A 21,566-nucleotide genomic window follows, 5' to 3' on the forward strand; every position below is an offset into this window, starting at 1 on the left:
TTCACATAATAAGAACTTGGTGAGGATAAAGGAGTAAAAAATAAGATCACTTGACATCTTAAGGCAATGTTATAATTGTTTTTTTTAATATGACATTGAAGATCCAAGCGTATTTAAAAGATGATACGGAAGAGTTTTTTCGAAAAGAGTTGAGAAATGATGAAGATCAGAGCAAACAAAAATTAACTCATACGTTCACCCTCCGCCGGTTGTTGGCAGAATTAACAGAACGTAGGGGCAGAGATGCGGCTTGAATAAAGTTGAGGAGATTATTTCTTTATTGAGGGAATCAAATGAGCTTCAAAGAAATCTAAACGCTAACTTTGATACCATCATTGAAAGATTGGAAGGTATAGAAGATAGCGTATGTGAAATTCAGGAAAGACTAAGGTATGGATAGATCTAAATTTTTGTTGTAACCTTTAAGAAGATTCGCCACGCAAAAAATCCGAGTGCAATGATTACAGCACCAATATACAAATTTCTTATACCATACCATTTCCCAGCATCGGCCGATCGTTCAGTGGCCAATTCTTGTGCATCTTGTGCGCTCTCTTTTGTTGTTTGAATCGCTACATCAGAAAGTCTTTCATCTATTTTAATGTTATCTAAAAACTTCCGGAAGCGTGTACGTTCTTCCTCCGGAAGTTTATTTGCAAGATCCTCTATGAGATCCGCTTGCCGGGCAATCGAACCCGGCTGTTTTTCCAATGAAGAACAAAAAGAGAAAAAGCAAACTGAATAAAGAATGAATCCGATTATGATAAATGGTTTCATTTTCGTTTTGTATTTTTTGCAAATGCCAATAACACTAATACAGCACCTAATCCAATCACGATTATTCCAGATCCAGATTCAGGCTTCTTTGCTTCCGGTACAATTGTAATCGGTATTGATGGATCGACCAAAGGCGGATTTGGAATTGGTGGAGAGACTACAGCCGGGGGAGGAGGTGGAATCACAGTCAAAGGATTACTATTTGTAACCGCATTAACTAAGTTTTGCGCTTGTTGCCAAAGCGAAATTTGAGAATCAATCCAACCCCATGTTGCCGGGCCGACAACTCCATCCTGAACTAAGTTTCCTTTTCTCTGTTCAGATATGACAGCCGTTTCTGTTTTTACTCCGAAGTCGTTATCGACGACGAGCTTGTAATTTCCTATATCATTAAGATATGTTTGTAATGTACCAACCCAGGTTCCTTTTGAACCTCGGCGTAATAGTGGGCGATCGATTGCCATCTTTTCTCTCCTGCAATGTCAACCGCACAATTACACATTACAAGGATTCGATGTTGTTTATGATCGTTTCTTTCTTTTCCGCTTATGCCTATCTACAAACGGATCAAAAGGAACTTGGGGAACATCATAGCCACCTTTTGATTCTGGTTTAAATTTATCGTATGCAATCGCTAGGAACGGAGCTACAAACATCACAAGTCCAACGAATGCCATACCAAGGAATCCCGGAAAACTAAATCCGAATCCGGACACGGTAGTAGAGATTTCATTATAAAGGAAAAAACTTTCCAATAATATCCCGAGAGCAAAAATAATAATTCCGGAGATCCACAGTCTTTTGTCGTTTAATGTCTGTTTCATACAATATCCTTTGATTCTGTTACTAAAACTGGAAACTTATTGCTTCCATATTCTTTATAAAGTACGTCTCTAAACTCTTTCCATTCGGATGAAGACCATCCCGCTTTAGTAACCATGCAACCAGCACTTGATCCATCGACCCGGCTTCCCGTATAGCTGGCATGAATATTGATCCAAAATCTATTACCAACTGAATCGGTATAGATTTGATCTTTTTCATTCCACTTAAGATCCTTATTTCCATCTCTTCTTCCGGAGATTGGAGAAGCGGAATTGAAAGCATCCTTTCCATCATGCTTTCCTTTTTGATAATAGTACAAGCCCGGTTCGATTCGGAATGTTCCGTTTTGATTGATCGGATTCAACGCCCATTTACGGCCAGGATCACAAGTTGAAAGATATACTTTAACATCGAAACCTTTGATCAAAACGAAAAGATCGTTCCACTCATTTAGAATGTTATTGTTACGCGCAATTGCTCCGTCTTTATCAACCGAACCTCCTCGTATAACAAGTAAAGTCCAGTTTTTGAAATCCAAATTATAACGGGACCCGTGGATCTTTAATTTTCTGATTTGTTCGTCGTTAAGTTGCATTCTATCCTCTTTTAATAAAACATATCCTATGATTGCGGCGGCCGTGATTGTTAATGGTGTAACTTTCATTAACTTTTTCTTTTCTGGTTGATTGCCTTCTTATATACAAAGTAACATCCGCCAGCAATCAGAGTGTATTTTCCGAATCGAAAAAGATCTTCTTTAAAATCGTTGTTCAAGGCAGTCCTAGCAGGATCAAAAATGAATTCAGATAGACCCGTGATGTTTCTATTCGAATCGAGAAATATTTCTTTGAATCTTCGTATGGCGTAATCTGTAGAAAAAAGTTCACCGGAAAAAGATTTTCTAAACGTGCTGTTCTTTGAAACGTCGATCGAAATTTTTTTACTGATTGAATCATATTCAAAATGATCGAATGCTTTGAGCATTTCCGGAATGATTGGATCTATTCCTTCGGTTTCCAACCAACTGATTACATATCGCGGATAAGTATTTGAATCTCCGTAAGGAACATCCCAGCCAGGAAATAAAGAACTTGATGGCATCTCTCGAATAAATTTTGTATTTCCATTCAATATGAGATTGATCATTTCTTTTTCCTTTGTGGTTTTTTAAATTGTTTAAATCCAAAATAACCCAATCCACCTACTATAAGTAGGACAACAAATCCGGAACTTGCCTTTTTGACTTCATCCAATCCGGTTGCGCTTGTTATATCGCTTACGTTAGGAACGAATGGTATATCTGTGCCTTTGTCGTCGAAAACATAAAATCGAATATATTCGTCCAAGACTCTGGGGTTACTTCGTTTAAACTCTGTTAGGAAACTTTCTGCTGATGGATGATCTGTAATCAGCTTCGTTGTAAATTCGCATCTTTTTACAGATCCTTCCGGAAGGACAAAAGAGACTCGTCTCGATTTATCATTCTTGGAAAAACTATAAAATCTTAGCAGCTCCGGAGAAACCTGGATTGATTCATTCCATGAAGTGTATTCAACTGCGAATCGACACTTTCTTCCCGTATAAGGTGTTGAGGATAAACAGAAACCAAAATCAAGAGCCATAACTTAGTCAGCTCCTTTGCGGGAAACGATATTATAAATTTGAGTTAAAACTCCACCTTGGGCTTCTATCTTATCATCAAGTTTTTCAATTTGATTTTCGATTCTTTCAAAACGTTTGGACGTTTCGTCCGCTTTATGAGCTAAGAGAGTAATATCAGTTTGAACAGATTTCTCTAGTTTAATGAAATCTTTTTGAATCTCATTGATTCTTTCATGCTTTCGAATAGAAGACTCTAGGCTTTCTTTCTTATTTTCCTTGTTAGATTCTTCTAGTTTATTAAGTAGAAAATCTTTAGCGGTTGTTATTTTAGAATTCGCTTCGTTTCGGATAAGATAAAGTAAACCTGCCAATGCGGCACTGGTCGCGGTAACTAAAAATTTTGGATCTGATAAAAGCTCGTTCATATATTAACCGTAAACAGGTGTTCCTACTAAATTTCGTTTTGTCCCGGCGGTAACGTCCGCTTGTAGTGATGTAAATTCTGCAAGAGATTTAGTACCTACGTTTCCGGAAGCGATCCAAGTATAAGAATCTGCAATCAATTTTCTAGCATTATCTGGAAAATTTGGTCCCCAATAGGCTTCATATGTAGTAGACATCCAGTCAGCTCCTGGATCACTTACTTGCCAACCATTGATAGGAGTAAAAATAAATTCACCAGGTATTTCTCGTATATAATGTATTCCATTTATTGGTGCTTCATATACATAGTGGGCAGGTACAAAAGTATAAGTCTCATAACTTACGTTATCGTAACTAGTAATTGAAAGTGCAGTGGCCAAAAGCATTCCTAGCATTTTACCAGCCCTTCTTCCAAGACCCTAGGTAGTTTGTTCCATTATAGAACATAGTTAAGATACTTATCTTATTTGCGGCCAAGTCTATAGATTCCCCGGAAGGAATTTTAACATTAGAAGGAAGTGTGATCGTTCGGCCGCCGGTTGCATCTTGGGTAAATACCATTACATAGACATTCCCTTTCGTGCCACCGGAAACAGTTGTGAAAGTAGTGTTGCCTGTTAACGTCGCTTCATACGTTCTATTCTGATTGAAGCCGGAAAAAGAGACGTTTCCGGAAATGTTCCCTCCGGCCGCTGTCTCATTATTCCAGAGCCTTTTATCATTAAATGTATGAAAATACTTATCGCCTGTCTCGGTTATATCGGTTGCATCAATTGCACCATTATTTCGTTTTCCATCAAGTGCAGATTGTAAACTCGTAATGTCTGTTATACTGTGACTGTGCGGTGAAGGTGTAAAGGTGCTTGGTTTCCCTGTTATGTTTGCCCATTGCAAAACTATATCTAATGACTCGGCTTCGGAAATTTTAATCCAAGTTGTGTTTGGATGATCCCATAAGTAACCTGCCGCTTCTAAAGAAACTGTCGGATCTTCTGTCGCATCTCTAACCCAAACTTGAGTAACTCCCGTTAAGGTTGGAATAAGTGCATTTCGTGCGGTTATATTATTTACTATGATTGCAGATGGATTTTGGTTATAAGTTTGAGAAACAGGAACTTTACCATTCACATCTAACTCAGGATAACCATTCGGTGTTCCTTTGTTTGATTGTCGCTCTACTCCGGACGGAATCTTATTTATATGTAATATCCCGCCAGCTTCAAGTCCCGCATAACCGTAAGGTTGATTTTTTTCAGATAATAATTGAATGCTTGGCTTGCTTTGTATTTGATCCCATGCCGGACGGTTTTGAGTAATAATCGGAAAGGCTGGATTTTGTTTATCTATAGTAATTCCGGTTCCAGTGGCGGCGGATAGATCAGAGATCTTTCCAGAAAGAGCATTCGTAAAGAGCGCAAATCTTTGTTCTAGTCCATCGACTTGATCCATCGAAAATACTTCGACAAATTGATGTAACTCGATTCGAAGGCCATCGAGGTCATCCTCTGGAGGAATAGGATCGTATAGAAGATTTTCTAATCTTTGTACAAGGTATTCGAAAGATTCTTCTCTGGCTTCGATTTCATTCGTCAATCCAGATGATAAATTGCTAACTCCTGTTCCAAGGTCAGATAATGATCCACCCATTTCAGTGAGTCCTTGTATCACGTCCCAGACTGCTTGAGTTAAAGTATCTCCGACGTAATCTCCAAGAACTCCAGTCAGTCGTCCATCACCGGGAGGATAATCCGGATCATCCGCCCAGCTCTGAAACCAGGCGTCGTAAAATGGAGAACCGGGACCACCGAGGAAAGCCATTTCTTAATACTCCAACTGAAAGTTGCATCGACCGGCCACGCCGACTTCGGTCATTTGAATTTTTGGCAAATATGGAACTATATAAAGATGGCTGTATTGGTTTGGGTTTTGAAAAAGGATGTCTTCATTTGAAGAGAACGATCCTGCTTGAATTACATATATATTTGCAACTTGAGCCGCTAAGTTTGAAGGTAACACCAATTTGCTGGCGGACGCATGAAAGTAATTTGCTTCCAGCATATCCGGATAATCCGAATATTCCGGAACACCTTGATAGGCAACCCTGTAAGGAAATCCTTTTTGCATTGGATGATCAGGGATCTCCGGAATCGGTTCGCCCGGTGCGATAACTTGGTTTAGTTTACCCTCATTCGCATCTACGAGTTTATTAAATCCATCGCTTAACGAATCTTCCAAACTATCTGCAAAGATAAATGCAAGATTCACTGGATTATCAAGAGCCAACTTAGATCGAAAGAAGTACGGAAGAATCAGTGGCCTAGACACTCTAACTTGTTTAGATTTTTCAATAGGAACCCTTGATAAAGAGAAAGTCTCACTATACATAGGGAATTCGTCAGGAGAAGGTTTCTGATTTTCTCTCCTGAAACTTTGACTAAACGAGAATGAGTGGCTAACTGGGATTTGACGCATTTTTAAGATACTTATCTAATCTTTAAGCCGCTGATTCATTCCGAACCAGTTCTTCAAACATAATTGCAATAGCGATCTCTTCCGGATTGATCGCACGTCCGGAAGGAGCACGAAGACTCACACGTATAGCATCTTGACTTGCAACAAATGGTTTATCACCTGGGATCGGAAACATCTGAAAGCCAGGTGTCCCTTTAGGTGCTCCGGCAGTGGATACTTGCAGTTCGCCATGTATTAACCTTCGAGTTTTGAGAGAGTTTTCCGATGTGAATTCTATTAACGCATTTTCTAATGTAAATTCACTACCTGGTATTTTGCTTTCCGCATAACGTAAAACAAACCCATGAATTCGGCCACCGGTTGAAGATGGATTTGTTATGACGATTGCGTCATTGGCAGTCTGCCCTTGCGCAATCGTTTTTTTGTTATGTCCTGCTAAAATAGTAAACGGGTTTTTCTTCGATTCTTTTTCCATTTTAATTCCTCCGATTAACTTTTACTATATGCTACTTTGCGGCCTTGTCTTCGATCGTAAGTAGTTTGAAAACTAACAAGTAGTTGTTCAAGACTGCATCGACTCCGATTGGGTGGCGTGCTTCGACTGTGAAGGAATCTCCAGCTTTAAGATCAAGAGGAAGTCTTAAGACTTTTCTCTCATTCTCCAATCCTCCGTTTGCTGGGACAAGAGCACTGACGGGAACGTGACCATTTACTGTTCCAGTTCCGAGCAAAGCACCGCGCATAACCTGAGGTAATGCTTCATGAAATTCTTCACCGATCGCTTCACGCTTAGGATCTTTGTTTAGGCGAATCTCAAACGCAAGCTGAGCAAGCAATTGAGTAGCCGCATCGAGCACCTTGTAATCGCCTGCGGTTGTTCCTGCGGAAAAGTCAATTTGCTTAAAATCCGGCCCGTAAAGTTTGAGCTGGCCAGCGAGCAATTTTCCAACTTGCGAATCAAGAGGATTCTTTCCTTGCGTATTGTACTTCGCAAATTGTGGGTAACCTTCCGCAGCTTCCTGTTGAGCAAAGTACGGGAAAGTTGTCCTGTTTGTTGTGAGCCTAACAGTTGAATATTTACTAGAAATGATTTTGTTATTATCTAGTATTGTTGCAACCGGGTTGCTGTTTGGTGGTTGTTTTACCATTGTTTTTTCCTTCTCTTCATAAAGAGTACATTTTATTCTACGCTTTAGAGAGCGTAGATTTCATCACCTAAACCGGATAACATAGAATAAACGTCATCAGCCGATTCGGTTTCTGTTAGATCGCTTGAAGTGATTGAATCACCATAGCCTGATAAGGATCTGTTTCCGGAGAATTGAACTTCGGGGAGTGCATTCTTGATGCGCTTTTCAACTTCTGTTTGTAAGATTTGTTCCAGCCTATCGGCTCCGATCGTTACTCCATCTGCTACGCCTGCACCCGAAAGAAGTGTTTGAACTTGTGCGGGTAGGTTTGATTTGATCTTAGGAATATTCACGATCGAAACTAATGCCGCAGCTCCTAAGCCAGCTTGGCCACCAGTTCGAATTGATTGATCCTTGATCGTCTTACCAAACTTAATTGCCCCAACAAACAAAGCTGTTGAAGCCGCGGCCGCGGCAACGCCTGGGAATTTATCAGCTCCGATTTTTTGAACCGAATCGGATTTGCTAAGTGCGCGGGATACAAAAAAAGAACCAAACGCGGTTACGGCTAACTTTGCCGCTTCGATGGATTGATTACTCATTTACGCAACCTTCTTGAGAATTTTCCCGACTTTCTCAGTTATTGCATCACGAAGCTTTCTCTTCTTTTCAGGTGCTTCTTTTGCTTCTTTATACTTTGCAGCATATTTAACCATGCGCGTCTCGTATGCTTCCCATGTTTTGATTGAAGCACCGGCTTTAGGTTGTTTTGGCTTTTTCGGAAGTTTTCTTCTCTTCATCTTCTTCGTCCTTGTTTTAAAAATAGAATTGCTCCGCCTAATACAACAACCGCGCCACCTATCATAATATAGGTTTTCGTGTTGTCCTTTGGTTGCGCTTGCTGTTGAGATGTAACGGAGTTCGTAATTGGTGTTTGCGTTGAGCGATTTGCAACCGGCGTTTGAATAGCGCGAGGTGGTGGCGGTGGTGTGACAACTGGCCGCGAAGCTGTACTCGTGACTCTTGGAGGAGTAGGAGCCGGTCTTACTGTCGTTTGTGGACGGCTTGCAGTCGTTCCCGAAGCTCCGGGTAAGAATTGACTCACCAACGGTAAAGCCAAGCCAGCTCCGGGTATAACGGTGCTTAATGCTGGGCCAGCAATAGAAAGTAAAGAGCTTATATCAAATCCTAAATTTGAATTTGAACCGTAAGGACTACCGTCCATCGAATAATATTGATTTGTCGTCGGATCTAAGTATCCAGATCCATCTATCAAATAGTAGATCCCATCATTTGCCGTGTATCCATTTGCATCTTGGTATCCAGGTTCCAAATAAGAGGAAGGTTGTGTCGATCCGGTCTGTCCTCCGTAAGGACTACCATCCATTGCATACCATTGACCCGATTGAGGATCTAAAAATCCAGATCCATCATTCAGATAATACATTCCATCGCTGGCAGTGTATCCTTGTTGGTCTTCGTATCCGGGTTGAGTATAATCCTGTGGTTGCTCTTCTGCGCCAGCTTCTTGTCCTGTAGCCATACCAGCATTTGGATTCAATATGTTTGAAACCAAAGATGTTGCAGTGCTGACCAGTCCACTGGCCGCTTGTCCAACTGCTTCAAGAGGTTTTGTCAATGCTTCATTTGTAAATTGCTGAGCGCCTTGACTGATTTGTTGTCCTACGTTAGAAACACCTTGGCTAATTTGCTGACCGATGTTAGAAACCATGTTACCGATGTCCGGAACTTTGATTTTAGGAATGTCGATCTTTGGGATGTTAATCTTAGGAATATTTATTTTTGGAATTTTAAACTTTGGAATATTGATCTTAGGTATAGAGATTTTAGGAATGCTGATCTTCGGAAGAGAGATCTTTGGCATCGAAAGTTTAGGCATTGAGAGTTTGGGTAACTTTAGGCCGCCGACTTTTAAAGAAATTCCGAGTTCGTGCGCGCCTTCTAACAATACATAGTTGTTTTGTGCTGTTGGATGAGAGATCCCGGCAAGTGTGCCGTCTAAGTTATAGTGAATGATTGTTTGTGGAGATGTATTACCTAATGTTCCATCTTCAATGCAAACTGAACAACCGAGCAAATTCCCTTTCTTGCCTACATGCCAAATGACACCTTTCGAATCTTGGAATGATTCGACGGCTTCTTCCGTACCTAAGTTACTAGGAGTGTAACGTTCATATAGCGGAGAATAATCATACCCGACGATATGATCTCCATTCAGTGAAACTTTGTATTGTTTTCCGATAGTTGAATCACCGAAAAGGAAATGGCTTTTCTCTTGCTTTAAAAGAGAAAGACCATCCTTCCCGTGATCTCCTTCCAGAATGTGTAACTGTGCGGTTGACATTTCTGATTACGCTTATCCGATTCTCAGAAAAAAGGGATACAATTAAATCGTCTAACTGTTCAAAGGTTACGTTACATACAATTCATCTATTGAAGACTTTCTATATAATTGTATTCAATATAACCTAACTAATCATAAAAATATCGAATAAATCCGGGCACAAATGGTGCAACTCCGTACTCATTGTGCGGATATGTTGGATCAAATGGAATCCATTTGATCGAATCAGTCTTTTTGTATTCGATATATATGTGATGAGGATCTGCAAATCTTCCGACAACTAACACTCTATAATCATATAGTCGAGGCTTTCCGAATATTTTATTCATGTAGTTCTGTAGCATGAAATAACTTAGGCTAAGGATCGTTCTATCATCGCAATCGAAAGGATGTCCTGTTCCTGCAAGTGCAATTGAAATGCGCGGCCTGTTTAAAAATTCGATTCGATCCGGATCTTTTACATATTCTTGGGATCTTACGAATGCAAAAAATTCTTCCGGTGATAATGCGGCTAATCGTATTCCAAATTTGTTATTATCAAGAAGATCGGTAAACCATGTCCGGGCTAACCTGTAGACATGAGAAACAGTTTCTTCGTAATCAATGAGTTCTTTGGCAGTTAGTTTGTATGGCCATGGTAAAAAAAAAGTCTCGTTCATGAGACCTTTTGGAGCAAATTAGAATTGGATTGTCAAGGTAGGAAAAGGAGAGGGCTAGGGGTTATTTTTTTGAAAAAATCTTTGTGACCAAGACTTCTTTTCTTTCGGTTCATTCTTATCGAACGATAAAGAAGTATTCTCCAATTTACTTAGAATGGATTTGATAGCAGACTCTGTTCGGTTATAAGCTTTAAATTTTTGAATTTGGTCTCTAACGGTGCTAGGATTACATTTCATGATATAAATCTTCTTTTGAACTGTTATGAGAGCCGCTTTCAGGATTAACCGATTACATATAATCTCTTCCAGAGAAAAATTTTGCACTTTATTTTTGCTCATTAAAATAAATCCTGTTCGACAGCTCGCTGGAGAATGACTTCCTTCTTTTTAACGATCTTGTCCTTTTTGTCGTTAACATAGTTAAGTTGATTAATGATAGTCGATAGTTCCCTATCGACCTCCATCATTTCTTTTTCCGCTTTTTCTAATTCCTTTTTCCAAAGAGGTTTTAGGTTATCTGTTTCCATATACGACTGCGCAGGGTTAAACGCTTTCAGTGCGCCCATTTGTTTCCTCTCCATTTCTAGGCTGGTTAGTAGCGCTTTGAGGTGCTTCTCCTGGATCGCTATTACTTCCTTGTGGAGCTTGCTTATCTCCTCCGTTGATGGCATTCGGATTTTCGGAAATTTGATTTTGAGGGACATCTCCGGGAATGTTGTTTTGTTTTGCATCGTCATTTTTCCCTAGATTAGATAAGTGCGAAACGGCTTTCTGTATTTCTTTAGCAGTCGGCTTTTCTTTCTCATAGAATTCTTTTTCGAGTGCTGCTCTGATTTCTTTTCCCATTGAAAGGAATTGTTCCGTCTCAAGTTGTTCGAGTATAGAATCAGAATGTCCATTCGTATAGCACCATTCCAACCAGACAAGTTCTCGTCGAACGCTTAGAACTAAAAGATTGTCAGAAGTATCTAAAACCTTTTTTAGTGCCTCAAGTGATTCATCTGGGCTTACACCCCAATTCCGTAGTGCACGTGCCTTTGTTGTATATATCATTATCATTTACCTCCAATGATTGCATTAAATATAAACATACTTATCGTTGTATGCTTTCTGTGTGATCATAGCGTAAGCTTCTGTTACATGATCTTGGCATAAGAGATTGCCATCTATGATTTGATCCCCAAAGGATTCGCATCCTTGCGCTTCGCAAAACTCTGAAAGTTTCCGTTTAGGTGTTAAGTTGTTATAAAGGCTCATACTCTTTCTCCTCTATAGATAGAAGATCGTGTAACAATCTCGCCATGGTGGCGAAGTTGTTTTTGACATTCTTCGAAAGTTCCAGTGTGTATAAAGTTATCGAATATATAGGCGTTAAACATTTCCCCGAAGAGGCCGCCAGGAATTGGTTCAAGTCTTACGGATGGTCTCATTTCTCATCTCCATCATCACCCCATCCTGAAATGTATAAGAATACTCCTGATGCCCAAATTGAGAAGGGAATAGAAGCAAGGAACCCAATCCGCAAATTTAATGTTTCAAAAGGGGAAAGACTCCACTTAACAAAAGCGAAACAAGTAAATGAAAGAAGAATCCCGAAAGGAACTGCCAAAACCGGAATCGGTACTTTTTTCAATAGCTTTCCGTAAAAAGAGAAAATATCTTCTTCTAGTTCATTGTTTTCTTTCATTATTTTGCCCTCCACGAATTCAAATAGGCTTCGAGAATATCAGTAGTAACAAACGAAACGAATAAATAGCTTATGATCGTAACGGGAGACCAGTCAAGGAGTGACCAGCTAGCACTAAGTAGACCAAAGATAAAATAAACGAATGAGAAAGCAGAGGTAAGAATAAGAATTTTTTTCATAACTCTTCGCCCACTCTGATCCCAAAAGTTTTACCGATTAATTTTCTGTAGGTAGATTCTTTCCGCTTATTCCATTTTCGTAAGGTTGTAAAAGCACCACGCTCGTAGTTAAAGATTAACAGTAGATATTTGCCTTTCTTTGGTAGCCGGAAGTTTCCTCCTGGGAAACTAGTATCATAGTTTTTGAAAGTATCAGAAAGATCTTGTAAATCAGTAACAAGGACTTCTAATAGCACCGCATGTAGAGGGATTTGTTTTCCAAATGTGTTGAACTTATCATAGTAATTAAAAAAAGTTATCGTTGGATGATCACCATTTTCTTTAGAATTGAACACGGCAATCGCGTGTAAGCATTCTTTTCTAGATCCAGTGTAAATCAGCTTATCGTCAACGAAAGCCTCGTAATTATAATCGCCATAGATCTTCTTGATATAACATCGGTTTTGCTTCTTCATTTTCTACTCCGTCAGTGTTTTTCTGAAAATAATGTCTCTGATGTCTTCTTGTCTCCGGTGAGTTTAACAAGAAATGCACGGTGATTTCGATCAAGCTTACCTCTGTGGAAGTTCATTTTTGCCAACCCTCTCCCGATCCATCGAGTATCCATTTTAAACGTAGGATGTTTTTCGTGGATAAAGAGATAGATGTCCGTTGCATTCATCCATCTGTGAGTTTTATCTTTCTCTTTGTATTCATCCAATTTGAGAGGCTTGAAATACTTTAGAATCAATTCATACTCGTTGTTAGAGTATTCGTATTGAAGATTGTTTTCTTGGATTTGCTTTTGTTCGTCGGCTCCCCAGTGAATTTGATTCCAACGAATACTTTTATGAAGGTGGAAGACTTGCGCCCAAAATTTTTCAATTGGGATCTTTTGAAATTTATCTATCTGGATTGGTTCAGCTAATGAAAATATAATGAAACGACGATTCCCTGTATCATCAACAAGGAACTCTACCTTGTTACATGCGGCTAGAAAGTTGGTTATCCGAGAAAAGTGTTGTGCATTGCGTGCGTAGGAAGCTCGTTCGAAGGAGCCTTTACTCGAAAGAAAATCGCGTAGATCTGCCGCATCCCTTTTGCTTGTGATCTTATCTATTTCATCCAAAAACCAAATCCAAATTTTAGAAGCCGCGACCACCATATCTTTGGATCTTAAATCTTCGGGAATTCTTGAATTGTAATAGGCTTTAAGTTGCTTTGGGATTAAACCATTAATGAAAGTAGACTTATACCAACCTTGCGAAGATTGGATGATCAAACAATGTTCATTACTAAATTCAGTTTCACTGAACAAAGAATATACGGCACGAATACACCATTTCTCAAAATATCTTCTAAATTCTAAATCGTTGGATACTTTAAGACAAGAACATACTTTCCCGATCCAATCGGTCTTCTTATCCCAGGGTTCCAATGATTCGAAATAGTCTTTAATTGGGTGGTAAGCAGGTATAAAGGAGGAACTCAATATTGAAAGTAAAGTATCCTTAGAAACATACTTATATTCTTTAAGTCTTTTAATATTAAGATATAGATCAGAAAAATCGCGGTCTGTCCATACAGTGAAATTCTTTGCACCTTTCGGTTTATGCTCTAAATTTTGACTTACTTCATTGTATCGAATTTCCGCATTATCTTTGATATATGACTCTAGCTTGTGAACCTCTCCATCATAATCAATTTTGTCTGACTGCTTAACCGACTTCGTTGTATCAATTTTATCTACTACGATTAATTCAATTTTTCTTTTTCCTACTGAATTCGCTACCGCCTTGTTTAAGTCTTCAAAATATTTATTCTCTATATGTTTCTTTGCCGCCAATGCCGACGAACCATTGAACCCGAATATTATTTTCGAATCTGTTAATTTAACGAGCGTCATCCTTTCAAAAAAACGATTATAATAGATTGCTGGTATAATCTTTTGAATTTCTATTTGAATTTTGTTTTCAGTTGGTTCGATCATAGAAAGGCTATCCTTAATTTTTTAAACTCGACTTTTATTTCTTTAAATCGATCCAACAAACATCCCTTACAAAGATCAAATTGATAGAGCTTCACGTTCGAAGCTCCGCAATTAGAACAAGGTTTACTTTCTTTTTGTGTTTCATTTTCTTTCTCTTTAGGGCTTTCTTTTTTTTTCATGCAACTTTCAGTTGTTTGTAGTAATCACTTATCACCTTACGGTCTAATGACGAGTGTAGGTAAACTCTTGCAATTATCTCCGGTGAGTTACCAGCAAACTCGGCAATGGCGCCAATGTCCCAACCGGCTTTTACCTGTGCTGTGATCCACGTGTGTCGGAAGAGGTGGGGATAAATTCTACGTCCTAAATACTTGATTCCGATTTTAGAAATGATCTTCCCGATCTTTGAGGTGGTCATTTGGTTGTGCCATTCGGTTTCGAAGAGGTAGACCATGCCACCAAAGGCGTGTCTGATTTCTTGATAGAGTTCGGTAGGAATAGCTATGAATCGCGTTCTGTTGCCTTTCCCTACGATTTTAATCTCAACTAGGATTTCTTCACCGGATGGTTCAATTAGGGGACGGCAATCACGAAGCTTAATTGAGCTTAGGTCACCGACGCGAGCTCCTGTTGTCCAAAAGAATTCTGCCAGGGCTTTCCAGCGTGGAGGAGAGAGTCGGCAAATCCGTTTCATCTCATCCATAGTCACTAGGTCAGCCTCAGAAACTCTTGTAGCGTTTAATCGGATAGGGAGGGCTTCGTTTAATTCCTGTCTGAGTTCATCAATGAACCCGCGATAGGTTTCTTGCCCGATGATACTTTTTCGAATCCCCCTTAGAATCGAATTCTTATCACTCTTGATCGTGCTGAGAAATAGCCCTCTGTTGCGTCTCTCTTGCAAATAGAAAAGGATTCGTTTGGAAGTAATAGCTTCCCCGCGATTCCATTGTAGAAATTGAATCACCCTGTATGCGTCGCGTTTGAGCAAAAGCCCAAGGTGTTCGTTAATTAAATTTGGATCTATAGATCTTACCATTGTTTGGGGGTAAGATCGGCATATAACAGTTAGAAACGGTAAATTTGAAAATTACCTAATGAGACATAGAGTGTGGTGTGGCTCGTGGGCTGCAACAAATCGCCTAACACAAAATTATCAAATCGCCAAGCCCTTTCTCTAAACCGTAAAAAATTTTAAATTTAAGTTCGCATTTTTGCCTATTCTTCCCCGAAACCCTTAGACCGAATCTTCCCACCCCACTATTTCAATTCATCCGGATAATCCATCACAGTAAGTCCTTTATATCCTTCCTGATAAATCGCCAAATACAAACGGTCTTTGCCGGGAACTACTACAATGATATTGGAAAAAAGATTTCCGGAATGCATCGAATAATACAAAGGCTTCGATCCGTCCGGAGATAAAGCAATAATACCCGTTTTGCGGGAAACGGGAAGAAGCCTGTCAGGAACATACAAAAGCAAACTTTTCCAAAAAGGATGTTTGTGAAACCAGGTCACAAGTTTACTTCGTTCCGTAACAAGTGCGATCCAAATTCTACCATTTGTATCACGATCCATCCCATCAGGAAAACCGGGAAGTCCTTCGATTACAATTTCATCAAGCCCCGCCTTATCTCCCGTTAGATGCAATCGAAGCAATCTCGACTTGGAAAGCTCATTGACTATGATACCGGTTTCCTTTTCCCCTTCTCCGTATTCCAAAAGAATCCCGTCCAGATATGAATATTGGTACGCCACCAAACTTGCGCTTTGTTCCTTTAAATCATATTTCCATAAATGTCCGTTTCTACCCAGAGTCAAAACCTCGCTTCTGGATTGAGGACTCACTCCTAGGATAGCACCGGGATGATCATAAGGTTCCGTAAAATAAATACGTTCTCCGTCCTTGCTAATGGCTAGATCATCCGCTTTTTCCACATTACGACTATTTGCTGAATTCATATTGGTAAAGGAAATTTTTCTATCTTTCCCAAAAGGATACAAAACCCCTATCTGCCCTTCTTTCGGTTTCTGGTCTTTCGGAGCCAAAGGAACACGAGTCCCGATTTTACGAATTGATTTGGTGGAAATGGTCAACTCATAAATACCAGGTCCGTTTTCCTCAACAGGATCATCTTTTTTCCCCCGAGACACGCAAAAGAAAATAATATCTTTATTTTTAGGATGTTCTACCATTCCTCCCGGCAATAAAGGAGTCCGTACATATTGTACGGAAGTTTTCTCTTTCAAATCAATTTTCCAAATCCATCCGTCCATTGACGCAACGAATGCCCGATTCAAATCCTCTTGCAGTATAATTTCATCCTGAGGAGGCAATTCTGAAATCGGCAAGGAAACATGTGCCCGGATCGGATCACCCTCTTTTTTTATTTTTTCTATACCGGAATGATAAGGCAGATCCACAGGTTCTTGGATTTGGTTTTTGAAATGAGCTTCCGGAGTGCGGCAATGATGAAAACAAATTCCGATCAGAACAAGAAACAAAAAATGCTTTTTCAAGTAGAGTTACCTCGATGAAAATATTCTAAATATCAAATCTTCCATTTGTATACAATTAAACTGAATTCGTATACCTTATGAAATAGAATTCAAATTGAATTTTAATATCGCAGAAATTTAAAATTCATTTATGACAAATATCAAAAAAATCAATTTGGGAAACCAAGGGCTTGTTGTTCCTATAGAAGGACTTGGTTGTATGGGAATGTCCAAAATAGGCGGAATGAATATTTATGGTAACGCCGACGAGACCGAATCCATTGCAACCATTCACCGTGCCTTGGAATTGGGAGTGAACTTTCTGGACACCGCTGATCTCTATGGTCCTTTGGAAAACGAAAGGTTGATCGCCAAAGCCATCAAAGGCAATCGAAATGCATATATCCTTGCAACTAAGTTCGGTTACGAAGTGGACGACAACGAACAACTTACCTGGCAAATTAACGGCAAACCTCAATATGTAAAAAAGGCAATCGAACGTTCTTTGAAAAATCTAGGCACCGATCATATTGATCTTTATTATCTCCATCGCCTTGATCCCAACACACCGATCGAAGACACAGTAAGTGCGATGTCGGAACTTGTCAAAGAAGGTAAAGTGCGTTACATAGGACTCTCGGAAGTTTCTTCCGCCACCATCAAACGCGCCCACGGAATACATCCGTTGACAGCTGTACAAACGGAATATTCTTTATTCGAAAGAGAAGTGGAAAGCGCGGGAATTTTAGCTACCATGCGGGATCTAGAAATCGGACTTGTCGCCTATTCTCCGTTAAGCAGAGGATTCTTAACAGGAGAGATCAAATCTCCCGATGACTTTGATGCAAATGATTTTCGAAAAAACATTCCTCGTTACCAAGGAGATCAGTTTTATAAGAATATAGAATTGGTAAATGAAATCAAAAAATTAGCGGCAAAAAAAGGAATCACTCCTTCACAAGTGGCAATCACCTGGGTATTGGCAAAAGATATTGTCGCGATTCCCGGAACCAAACGAGTCAAATATGTGGAAGAAAATATCGCCGCGGCAAATATCTCTTTGACCCAAAACGAACTCGACCAACTGGAATCCATCATTCCATCGGGAGTTTCTACTGGAGATCGTTATGATGCAGGTTCGATGGCAGCACTGGACAGATAAAATCTATGGCAACAAAAGGACTGGTTACATTCAATTCTATCGGTGAATATCATAAGATTTTGAATTTACCAAAACCACAACATCCATTGGTAGCCATTATGAAGCTTACAGGAACTAGCTTGAGTCCTTATTTTTTGGAAAATAAATTTGTTTATGATTTTTATATGATTGCGATCAAAAAAAATCTCAAAGGCACCATTCGGTATGGGAGACAAAATTACGACTTTAGCGAAGGGATCATGAGTTTGAGTTCCCCCAAACAAGTGTTTTCTTTTGATGAGTCAACAGATCTCTCCGAACTGTCTGGATGGAGTTTGATCTTTCATTCGGATTTTATTCGGAATTATAATCTGGCAAAACAAATCAAAAACTACGGTTTCTTTTCCTATGAAACCCACGAAGCACTGCATTTATCCGACAAAGAAGAAGCGGTCATCGAAACAATTATGAAGAACATCGAACATGAATATTTCACACCGATAGATATGTTCAGCCAGGATGTGATGATCTCCCATATCGAACTGCTCCTTAATTATGCAAATCGGTTTTACAACAGACAGTTTATCACCCGAAAGCATACCAATAGTGATCTGTTGATCCGATTGGAAGGTTTGTTAAAAGAATATTTCGACAGCAATAAAGTAAAGCAACTAGGGCTACCCACAGTCAGATACCTTTCTTTCCAATTGAATGTTTCTCCAAACTATTTAAGTGATATGTTGAGGACGATCACAGGTCAAAACACCCAGCAGCACATTCATAGTTGGGTCATAGAAAAGGCAAAGGAAAAATTGTCCACTACCTCGTTGTCAGTGAATGAAATCGCAATTCAACTGGGATTCGAGTACCCGCAATATTTCAGCAGGCTCTTCAAAACAAAAACAAAACTCTCTCCGATGGAATTCAGAAATTCATTCGATTGAAAACCCCATAAACTTCTTCGTTCCGTCTGTTTCCTTTGTGTAGGAAAATATTTTCAGAATGGAAAATTTTTCAAATCCCGTTTCTTCTGTCTGATATTCCCAAAGCCATCCCCAAAGACTTCCTCTTTTTTTGTATCCTCTGTCCAGTTCGGTTGTTTCCCTATACAAAGCACCTAACAAAATATAAGTTCCATACTGATTGTCCGCTTTCGTCTTATTATGATAATAACCCAAACCGAACAACGCCAATTCGGTATTCTCTTCTTCCGAATCATAATTATAATACAAAAAAGGGCCGAACATTCTGGACTTATCCGCAGTAGAATCTGCGGTCCGAAATATAGGAAAAAAATTTACTATCTTCTTTGAAGAAGACCGATCATCATAGCCTAACCAGAGAAATGTGGTTCTTGCAATACCTCCCTCATTGGTTCTAAAACTCCAGAGATAATCCCCCAAACTTCTGAACGTATAAGTGGACTCGGCTTTTTCCGATTCAACCAAAAACAGAAAATTGTAATAATGACCCTTTTCTCTAAGATGCAGATATTGAAGCAGCGTAAACGTTTTAAAGCTATCGCTATCCCACCAATTGAAGGAGAAAGGAACGATCGAAAAAATTTTTTTCTCATAATAAAAAGGAAATACCATCAAATGCGAAAGTTCTTTTGTTCTTTTGTCGTTTTCATTCGCAAACAAAGTAGGACGTTTTCCCCAATCAATAAACCATAACAAGTTGGTTCTATCTTCGTAAGAGTCTGACTTGTGATAGAAGAAAGGAGTGACCCAATATTTTTTGTCCGATCGATTTTGAGAAATCCTGTTATGAAGCGAAACCCAAAGAGGCCAAAAGAAAAAATCGGAAGAATAAAAATCCTTCTCTTCTTCAACCTCCGAACGGGAAAATAAAGTATATGTTGTTTCTTTGACTGCGTCTGCCGTCTTACTTTTTCGTTGGAGATAAAAAGGAAGAACGCGATGGCCGGAACCAAGATCTGACTCATACATATTAATGAAAGGCCAGACAAAAGATTTTTCTTTTAAATGATTTTCTTTCCATTCCTCCCCAATATAAAGATTTATTAGAAATGCATGAATCTCGGAACCGTTATCTTTTTGTTTTCCGTAAAAAGGAAATAATACTTTATATTCCAGATCATCCGATTTATAACTGAGCCAAATAGGAAAGAAAGGAGGAAGCAATACTACCTTGTCCTCGGAAGCTTCATCCCAAGTAAACCATGCAAACGGAAGAAGCCGAATATGCCTTTTGGTATCGCCTCTTTCGTAAGAGAATACACCGAATAACGCACTATAGCCGATAAAATTTTCGGAACCTTCCCGATTGAACTCTCTCTTTTTGACCAACTTCGGGTCTTCGGAAAGGTTAGATTTTAAATTCGGTTTTCCATTTTCAGTCGTTTGTTTTGCATTTATGATTTTGGTTCTTTGTGAAAACCCGAATAAATTATAAAATACTCCGAAATCATAATCCAAATACCAATTTTTATCTTTTCTTGAGATATCCAGATTAGCCGAGTTTGATTTTGTGTACCATAGAAAATTGATATGATAGTCGTTTTCATCATCCGAATAATTTACATAAACAGGAAATATCAGATCCAACTTTCTATCGGGAGTTTTATAAAACACGAGCAAAGGAAACAATGTGAAAAGACTTTTTTCCCCGGCTTGGTCCTTTGAATAATAAACCGGACCCAACCATAATTTCGTTTTCTTCTCATTATAATCCTGAAAGTATAAAAAGATAGGAATGAATAGAAAGTCCCTATGAGAGTAATAAAAAAAAGGAAGAAAAGAAACCCGATTTAAATTTCCGGAATCATTTGTTTCAAAATGCAAAAGCGTCAACAAACGGGAGTAATGTTTTTTATTGCCCTCATCCCTGCTACGGCTTTGATAATATACCAATGGCAAAATAGGAAAGCCGAAGCTAGCAAGAGAACCGGAGTCGGAATAAAAGTAAAAAGGAACTACATTATGATAAGATGAATTTTTCCCCTTTCCCCAAAACGAGAACGGGAAAACGGATTTGTCCAGATCTTCATTTTCTTTTGTTACAGTATAGTTTAAGACCCGTTTGTATTCCCGATTGTCTATTTTACTTTGAATGCCGTAATAAAAAGGGAAAATGGTTTTGGATTGGAACTTCGGATAATCGTACATCCTGTAAAGTCCCAAAGCTTTAACTGAATGATGGCCTTTCCAATTTTCCACTTCATAAAGAATATTGTTCGAGGTAAATTTTAAACTTTTTTCGCTACCGTAGATTTCAGTTTCCTTTTCAGTCTCCAAATCGTTCCAGGTTTTAGCCTGAAGGGAAACTGAGATCAAATTGGAAAGTATAAGTATAACGGCAAATCCGATTGAATATCGAAACACCAGAACATTGAACAGATTTGCCATATTTCCCCAGATGGAACAAAGACCTTCCTTATCCCATACCGCACAGGAAAAAACGTCCTATGTTAAAAGAAAAAATTCGCCGCCAAGAAAACAATGTCAAGTGGGATTGGAAATACTTTCAAACAATCCTAATATTTCCAACGAAAAGATTTTATGAAACTACCGAACCCGAGCCGGAAATTTTCCATCCTTACTTTGATCCGAAACATTCGCCTGCGTCTGAAAGCGATGATATGCTAACAGAAATCATTCGACCTTGGGCGGGAGCTGTTCGTTCTCTCAATCCGGGCGCTTCAACGATTGCGATCGCCAAGATGGAAATCGAATACGGCAAAGAATGAGTTGTGAAACATACGATTTCGAAAGTTCGGACAATCACTGAAGGATTTAGGCAATTAAGTCAAAGCGTAAAACAATCTATGACACGAATTTACCATTAAACATAAGTTTTACGGTACTGTATTAGA

Annotated in this window: 31 protein-coding genes; 4 read left to right on the plus strand and 27 right to left on the minus strand. The window is 39.1% G+C overall.

Going from position 1 to position 21,566, the window contains the following annotated elements; genetic code table 11:
* The first annotated feature begins 95 nt into the window (after positions 1-95).
* Positions 96-254, plus strand: coding sequence for a hypothetical protein (locus EHS11_RS19835; protein WP_210413680.1), 159 nt, complete (start codon positions 96-98; stop codon positions 252-254).
* A 148-nt stretch (positions 255-402) separates the two neighbouring features.
* Here the strand turns inward: EHS11_RS19835 and EHS11_RS11770 are convergent, their stop codons facing one another.
* The 26 genes from EHS11_RS11770 to EHS11_RS11890 all read right to left on the minus strand — a co-directional run bounded on the left by EHS11_RS11770 (position 403) and on the right by EHS11_RS11890 (position 16,608).
* Complete coding sequence (locus EHS11_RS11770) at positions 403-777, minus strand: hypothetical protein (RefSeq protein WP_135764609.1); 375 nt, start codon at positions 775-777, stop codon at positions 403-405.
* Positions 774-1,241 carry a peptidoglycan-binding domain-containing protein gene (locus EHS11_RS11775; protein ID WP_135764610.1) on the minus strand — a complete coding sequence of 156 codons (468 nt, stop codon included), beginning with the start codon at positions 1,239-1,241 and terminating at the stop codon, positions 774-776. Before EHS11_RS11775 ends, EHS11_RS11770 begins: the two co-directional genes overlap by 4 nt.
* 57 nt (positions 1,242-1,298) lie before the next feature.
* Positions 1,299-1,601 carry a hypothetical protein gene (locus EHS11_RS11780; protein ID WP_135764611.1) on the minus strand — a complete coding sequence of 101 codons (303 nt, stop codon included), beginning with the start codon at positions 1,599-1,601 and terminating at the stop codon, positions 1,299-1,301.
* Positions 1,598-2,266: a hypothetical protein gene (locus EHS11_RS11785; RefSeq protein ID WP_135764612.1), complete on the minus strand. Its 669-nt coding sequence runs from the start codon at positions 2,264-2,266 to the stop codon at positions 1,598-1,600. Before EHS11_RS11785 ends, EHS11_RS11780 begins: the two co-directional genes overlap by 4 nt.
* A complete protein-coding gene (locus EHS11_RS11790; protein ID WP_135764613.1) occupies positions 2,266-2,748 on the minus strand; it encodes a hypothetical protein in 483 nt (160 codons plus the stop codon). The genes EHS11_RS11785 and EHS11_RS11790 overlap by 1 nt, the downstream gene beginning before the upstream one ends.
* Positions 2,745-3,224 (minus strand): hypothetical protein, encoded by a 480-nt coding sequence (locus tag EHS11_RS11795; protein WP_135764614.1) that lies wholly within the window; start codon positions 3,222-3,224, stop codon positions 2,745-2,747. Before EHS11_RS11795 ends, EHS11_RS11790 begins: the two co-directional genes overlap by 4 nt.
* Before the next feature lie 3 nt (positions 3,225-3,227).
* Positions 3,228-3,629 carry a hypothetical protein gene (locus EHS11_RS11800; protein WP_135764615.1) on the minus strand — a complete coding sequence of 134 codons (402 nt, stop codon included), beginning with the start codon at positions 3,627-3,629 and terminating at the stop codon, positions 3,228-3,230.
* Between the two features lie 3 nt (positions 3,630-3,632).
* A complete protein-coding gene (locus EHS11_RS11805; protein ID WP_167884425.1) occupies positions 3,633-4,022 on the minus strand; it encodes a hypothetical protein in 390 nt (129 codons plus the stop codon).
* 1 nt (position 4,023) lies between these two features.
* Positions 4,024-5,445, minus strand: coding sequence for a hypothetical protein (locus tag EHS11_RS11810; RefSeq protein ID WP_135764617.1), 1,422 nt, complete (start codon positions 5,443-5,445; stop codon positions 4,024-4,026).
* Between the two features lie 3 nt (positions 5,446-5,448).
* A complete protein-coding gene (locus EHS11_RS11815; RefSeq protein ID WP_135764618.1) occupies positions 5,449-6,099 on the minus strand; it encodes a hypothetical protein in 651 nt (216 codons plus the stop codon).
* A gap of 22 nt (positions 6,100-6,121) precedes the next feature.
* Complete coding sequence (locus EHS11_RS11820; RefSeq protein WP_135764619.1) at positions 6,122-6,574, minus strand: hypothetical protein; 453 nt, start codon at positions 6,572-6,574, stop codon at positions 6,122-6,124.
* Between the two features lie 31 nt (positions 6,575-6,605).
* On the minus strand, positions 6,606-7,247 hold the full coding sequence (locus tag EHS11_RS11825) for a hypothetical protein (protein WP_135764620.1): 642 nt from the start codon (positions 7,245-7,247) through the stop codon (positions 6,606-6,608).
* A 44-nt stretch (positions 7,248-7,291) separates the two neighbouring features.
* Positions 7,292-7,831 carry a hypothetical protein gene (locus EHS11_RS11830; RefSeq protein ID WP_135764621.1) on the minus strand — a complete coding sequence of 180 codons (540 nt, stop codon included), beginning with the start codon at positions 7,829-7,831 and terminating at the stop codon, positions 7,292-7,294.
* Positions 7,832-8,029, minus strand: a complete 198-nt coding sequence (locus EHS11_RS11835; RefSeq protein ID WP_135764622.1) for a hypothetical protein — start codon at positions 8,027-8,029, stop codon at positions 7,832-7,834. It abuts the gene before it with no gap.
* Positions 8,026-9,594, minus strand: coding sequence for a hypothetical protein (locus EHS11_RS11840; RefSeq protein WP_135764623.1), 1,569 nt, complete (start codon positions 9,592-9,594; stop codon positions 8,026-8,028). The genes EHS11_RS11835 and EHS11_RS11840 overlap by 4 nt, the downstream gene beginning before the upstream one ends.
* 128 nt (positions 9,595-9,722) lie before the next feature.
* Entirely contained in the window at positions 9,723-10,253 is a 531-nt protein-coding gene (locus EHS11_RS11845; RefSeq protein WP_135764624.1) for a hypothetical protein, read from the minus strand.
* A gap of 338 nt (positions 10,254-10,591) precedes the next feature.
* The gene (locus tag EHS11_RS11850; protein WP_135764625.1) at positions 10,592-10,819 is read right to left on the minus strand and encodes a hypothetical protein; all 228 of its coding nucleotides are present in this window, start codon (positions 10,817-10,819) and stop codon (positions 10,592-10,594) included.
* Complete coding sequence (locus EHS11_RS11855; protein WP_135764626.1) at positions 10,797-11,306, minus strand: hypothetical protein; 510 nt, start codon at positions 11,304-11,306, stop codon at positions 10,797-10,799. Before EHS11_RS11855 ends, EHS11_RS11850 begins: the two co-directional genes overlap by 23 nt.
* Positions 11,307-11,330: 24 nt before the next feature.
* A complete protein-coding gene (locus EHS11_RS11860; protein ID WP_135764627.1) occupies positions 11,331-11,510 on the minus strand; it encodes a hypothetical protein in 180 nt (59 codons plus the stop codon).
* A gap of 169 nt (positions 11,511-11,679) precedes the next feature.
* Complete coding sequence (locus EHS11_RS11865; RefSeq protein WP_135764628.1) at positions 11,680-11,940, minus strand: hypothetical protein; 261 nt, start codon at positions 11,938-11,940, stop codon at positions 11,680-11,682.
* Positions 11,940-12,119 carry a hypothetical protein gene (locus tag EHS11_RS19840; RefSeq protein ID WP_167884426.1) on the minus strand — a complete coding sequence of 60 codons (180 nt, stop codon included), beginning with the start codon at positions 12,117-12,119 and terminating at the stop codon, positions 11,940-11,942. Before EHS11_RS19840 ends, EHS11_RS11865 begins: the two co-directional genes overlap by 1 nt.
* A complete protein-coding gene (locus EHS11_RS11870) occupies positions 12,116-12,574 on the minus strand; it encodes a hypothetical protein (protein ID WP_135764629.1) in 459 nt (152 codons plus the stop codon). Before EHS11_RS11870 ends, EHS11_RS19840 begins: the two co-directional genes overlap by 4 nt.
* A gap of 11 nt (positions 12,575-12,585) precedes the next feature.
* Positions 12,586-14,088, minus strand: a complete 1,503-nt coding sequence (locus EHS11_RS11875) for a VapE domain-containing protein (protein ID WP_135764630.1) — start codon at positions 14,086-14,088, stop codon at positions 12,586-12,588.
* A complete protein-coding gene (locus EHS11_RS11880) occupies positions 14,085-14,267 on the minus strand; it encodes a hypothetical protein (RefSeq protein WP_135764631.1) in 183 nt (60 codons plus the stop codon). The genes EHS11_RS11875 and EHS11_RS11880 overlap by 4 nt, the downstream gene beginning before the upstream one ends.
* On the minus strand, positions 14,264-15,124 hold the full coding sequence (locus EHS11_RS11885; RefSeq protein ID WP_135764632.1) for a tyrosine-type recombinase/integrase: 861 nt from the start codon (positions 15,122-15,124) through the stop codon (positions 14,264-14,266). The genes EHS11_RS11880 and EHS11_RS11885 overlap by 4 nt, the downstream gene beginning before the upstream one ends.
* 221 nt (positions 15,125-15,345) lie before the next feature.
* Entirely contained in the window at positions 15,346-16,608 is a 1,263-nt protein-coding gene (locus tag EHS11_RS11890) for an SMP-30/gluconolactonase/LRE family protein (RefSeq protein ID WP_135764633.1), read from the minus strand.
* A 130-nt stretch (positions 16,609-16,738) separates the two neighbouring features.
* Between EHS11_RS11890 and EHS11_RS11895 the strand changes: the two genes are divergently transcribed.
* Both EHS11_RS11895 and EHS11_RS11900 read left to right on the plus strand, forming a co-directional pair.
* Positions 16,739-17,749 (plus strand): aldo/keto reductase, encoded by a 1,011-nt coding sequence (locus EHS11_RS11895; RefSeq protein WP_135764634.1) that lies wholly within the window; start codon positions 16,739-16,741, stop codon positions 17,747-17,749.
* A 5-nt stretch (positions 17,750-17,754) separates the two neighbouring features.
* A complete protein-coding gene (locus EHS11_RS11900; RefSeq protein WP_135764635.1) occupies positions 17,755-18,672 on the plus strand; it encodes a helix-turn-helix domain-containing protein in 918 nt (305 codons plus the stop codon).
* On the opposite strand, the gene EHS11_RS11905 is transcribed toward EHS11_RS11900, so the two are convergent.
* Positions 18,661-21,099, minus strand: coding sequence for an LA_1737 family protein (locus EHS11_RS11905; protein ID WP_135764636.1), 2,439 nt, complete (start codon positions 21,097-21,099; stop codon positions 18,661-18,663). The two genes, EHS11_RS11900 and EHS11_RS11905, sit on opposite strands and share 12 nt — an antisense overlap.
* A 59-nt stretch (positions 21,100-21,158) precedes the next feature.
* On the opposite strand from EHS11_RS11905, the gene EHS11_RS11910 reads away from it, so the two are divergent.
* Positions 21,159-21,440: an AAC(3) family N-acetyltransferase gene (locus EHS11_RS11910; RefSeq protein WP_135764637.1), complete on the plus strand. Its 282-nt coding sequence runs from the start codon at positions 21,159-21,161 to the stop codon at positions 21,438-21,440.
* The last annotated feature ends 126 nt before the right edge of the window (positions 21,441-21,566 follow it).

This window comes from Leptospira ilyithenensis (genome assembly GCF_004771005.1).
Classification (GTDB): domain Bacteria; phylum Spirochaetota; class Leptospiria; order Leptospirales; family Leptospiraceae; genus Leptospira_A; species Leptospira_A ilyithenensis.